The sequence below is a fragment of the Myxococcus vastator genome (genome assembly GCF_010894475.1).
In the GTDB taxonomy this organism is placed as follows: Bacteria; Myxococcota; Myxococcia; order Myxococcales; family Myxococcaceae; genus Myxococcus; species Myxococcus vastator.
Window position 1 is genome coordinate 1 of the sequence record NZ_JAAIYB010000643.1, and the last position, 3580, is coordinate 3580.

General features: G+C 73.2%; 1 protein-coding gene. It reads right to left on the reverse strand.

What is annotated here, in order from left to right; all coding sequences use genetic code 11:
- Nucleotides 1–3453 (reverse strand): sensor histidine kinase (locus tag G4D87_RS35395; protein ID WP_205507847.1); only part of this gene is annotated, 3453 nt, incomplete at its 3' end.
- Between the last annotated feature and the right edge of the window lie 127 nt (nucleotides 3454–3580).

Here is a 3580-nt window from a genome sequence, read left to right on the forward strand (position 1 = left end):
GTCCGAGCCCCCGGTGCCCGCGTCCAATGACAGTGACATGCCGGATGTGACACTGGCGTCCCGCGAAGCCATCCGCCCTCCGTTCTCCTGGCTTGTCGCCAGTGCGTCGGAATCCGTTGCCCGGCCGTCCGCGGACACGTCGGGCGCCGCCGCGAGGTGTCCCGCAGTCGCCGGAGTCGCAGGCACGGTGGCTGCCGCATCGCCTCGCTCCGGCGGCGCGGGAGGCGCCACCTCGGCACCGTCCCCCTCGGCCCGCTGCGCCTCCGCCGCGGCCCGCAGCGTCACGCGGAACACCGAGCCCCGTCCGGCCTCGCTGTCCACGGCGATGGTGCCGCCCATGGCCGTCAGGTAGGCGTGGCACAGCGACAGCCCCAGCCCCGTGCCCACGCCCACCGGCTTCGTCGTGTAGAAGGGGTCGAAGATGCGGCCGAGCAGCTCCGGCGAAATCCCGCTGCCCGAGTCGCGCACCTCCGCCACCACCCGCCCATCCGGGCCCCTGCGCGTGACGAGCCGCACCTCGTTCGACGCCGCCTGTCCCTCCGGCAGCGCCTGCGCCGCGTTGATGAGCAGGTTGAGGAACACCTGCGCCAGGCGCGCCTCGTTGCCCTCCACGCGCGGCACGTCACCGTAGTCCCGCACCAGCTTCGCGCGCGGGCGCAGCTCGCCCATGGCAATCTTCACCGCCGAGTCGAGCACCGCGTGCAGCTCCACCGGCCCCTGCTTCTCGTCATCCGGCCGGGAGAACATCTTCAAGTCCTGGACGATGCGCCGCACGCGGTCCGCGCCCAGCAGCGCCTCACGCAGCGCCTGATTCACATCCTTCAAGCGCGCGCCCACGTCGCGCGTCCCGTCCAGCTCCCGCGCGAGCGCGTCCGCCTCCTCGCTGGCGTGCTCCAGGTTCGACACGATGTACGCCAGCGGGTTGTTGATTTCGTGCCCCACGCCCGCCGCGAGCTGCCCCACCGCCGCCAGCCGTCCCGTCTGCACGAGCTGCGCCTGCGCCTGCCGGAGCGTGCGCATGTTCGCCTCCAGCTCCGCGTTGGCCCGCGCCAGCGCCTGCGTGCGGTCCCTCACGCGCTCCGCCAGCCACCGCTCGCGGTCCTTCAGCTGCCCCACGCGCAGCAGGTACACGCTGACGCCCAGCATCCCCACGCCCAGCACGCACAGCAGCCAGAAGCCCGTGCGCTGCCACAGCTTCGGCTCCAGCACGACGTCCAGGGACACCGGCTCGGTCCACCCGCCGTCCCGGCCCTTCGCCTGGACCTCGAAGCGGTAGCTGCCCGGCCGCAGGCCGTTGTACAGCGCCCGCCGCGCCTCCGCGTGCACCCACGTGTCGTCGTGCCCCTTCAGCCGGTAGCGGAAGGGCAGCCGCGCCGCGTCCACCGGCGTGAAGGCCGTGAAGCGAATCTCCAGCCGCGCGGCCCCGGGCTCCAGCTCCACCGGCCCCTCCACCGGCACCGGCGTGCCCTGGACGCGCACCTCTTCAATCCGCACCTCGGGCGGCTGCCGGCTCGCGCGCACCCGCACCGGGTCCACCACGATGGCGCCGCGCAGGTTGGTGAACCACAGCCGCCCGTCCTGCCCCCGCCACGCAGACGGCTGCGTGTTGCCGTTGCACTCCGCGCTGCGCATGCCGTCACGCGTGTCGAAGTCCAGCGTCGTCAGGCGCGGGCGCACGCCGTCCGCCACGTCCTCCAGGTCGCGCCGGGACACGCGGGACACGCCCTTGTTGCTGCTCATCCACAGCGAGCCGTCCCCGTCCGGCACCAGGCTGAACACCGCGTCGTCGTACAGGCCCTGCGCGACGGTGAAGCGCGCCCAGGTGTCCTCGCGCCACCGGCCCAGCCCCGTCTCCGTGCCCACCCACACCGTGCCGTCCGGGTCCGCGTGCAGCGCCAGCACCAGGTCCCCAGGCAGCCCGTCCTGCTGCGTGAAGCGCTGGAAGCCCTTCTGCTCGCCGTCCCAGCGCGCCAGCCCCGTGTCCGAGCCGAGCCACACCCGGCCGCGCGTGTCCTCCACCATGACGATGATGGGGTTGGTGAAGCCCTGCTTCGGGCCGTACACCGTCACGCCGCCGCCATGCATCCGCGCCAGCCCCGTCTGCGTGCCCAGCCACGTGTCGCCCCGCGAGTCGACCAGGATGGCCGTCACCACGTCGTGCGGCAGCCCCTGCGCGCGCGACACCCGCGTGAAGCGCTGGCCGTCATACCGGTAGGCGCCGGAGAGCGTGCCCACCCACAGCGTCCCGTCGGGTGCCTCGTGCAGCGCGGGGATGACGCTCTCCGGCAGGCCCTGCTCGGCGCCCACGTGGTGGAACGTGCGGTTCTCGTACCGGAACAGGCCGCTGGTGGTCCCCAGCCACAGCGTGCCGCGGCGGTCCTCCAGCACGGCGCTGACCGTCTCGTCGGCCAGGCCCTCGGGGATGCCATACGTGGCGAAGGGGCCGTCACGCAGGCGCATCAGGCCCGAATAGGTGCCCACCCAGAGGTGGCCGTCCCGGTCCTCCAGCAGCGACAGCACCGCGGACTCCGCCATCCACTGCATGCCGGGCACCGGCTCGCTGAAGCCCTTCGCGTTGTGCCGCGTCAGGCCGCCGCGGTGCGTGCCCACCCAGAGGTTGCCGTCACCGTCGGCGTACAGCGCGCTGACGACCAGGGACGGCAGGCCTTCATCGGTCGTGAAGCGCCAGGCCACCACGCCATTCCACGAATAGAGGCCCGCCTTCGTCCCCAGCCAGAGCACGCCCGTCGCGTCGCGGCGCAGCGCCATCACGTAGGGCCGGGGCTCCGGCCCGGGGAAGGGGAACGGCGCGGGCTCCACGCGCCCATCCACCCAGCGGGCCAGCCCCTCGGGCGTGCCCACCCAGAGCGACGTGCCCTCCCCGGGCGTCAGCGCCGTGATGTGGGAGGCGGGCAGGCCATCCGCCACCGTGTACTGGCGCGCCACGCCCGGGCCCAGCGGCACCTGCCAGAGGCCCGTCGTCGTCCCCACCCAGAGCACGCCATCCGCCGCCACCAGCGTCTCCACCCGCGCGGAATCCAGCGGCGCGGCGGCACCCATGGCGCGCTCGAAGCGTCCCTTGCGGTACGCCACCAGCCCCTGGCCCGTGCCCATCCACAGCGTGCCCGACGCGTCCTCCGCGAGCGCCTTGATGGTGTGGTTGCGCAGCTCCGGCGCGTTGCGCTTGTCGAACACGGTGAAGCGCGCGCCGTCGAAGCGGGCCAGCCCCTCCCACGTGCCCAGCCAGAGGTAGCCGTCGCGCGTCTGCACCATGGACAGCAGGCTGTTCTGCGGCAGCCCGTCATCACTGCGCCACGTGTCCTGGCTGTACTGCGAGACACGACGCTGCGGGTCCAGGGCCATGCCCGGCGGTGCCAGGACGAGCCCCACGAAGAAGAACCACCCGATGAACCCCCGCTCGAGAGCGCGGGCTCGCTGCCCCGGAGTGCGCATGCCGCCCGCAGTGTCCGGCAGAAACGGCCCAGAGGCCACACGCCCCCGAATTCACCGGGGGTGGAACGTTCAGTGAACAGTCTTGGCGACAGCGGCGGGGGACCGGCCTCCTCCCCCTGTACAGCCC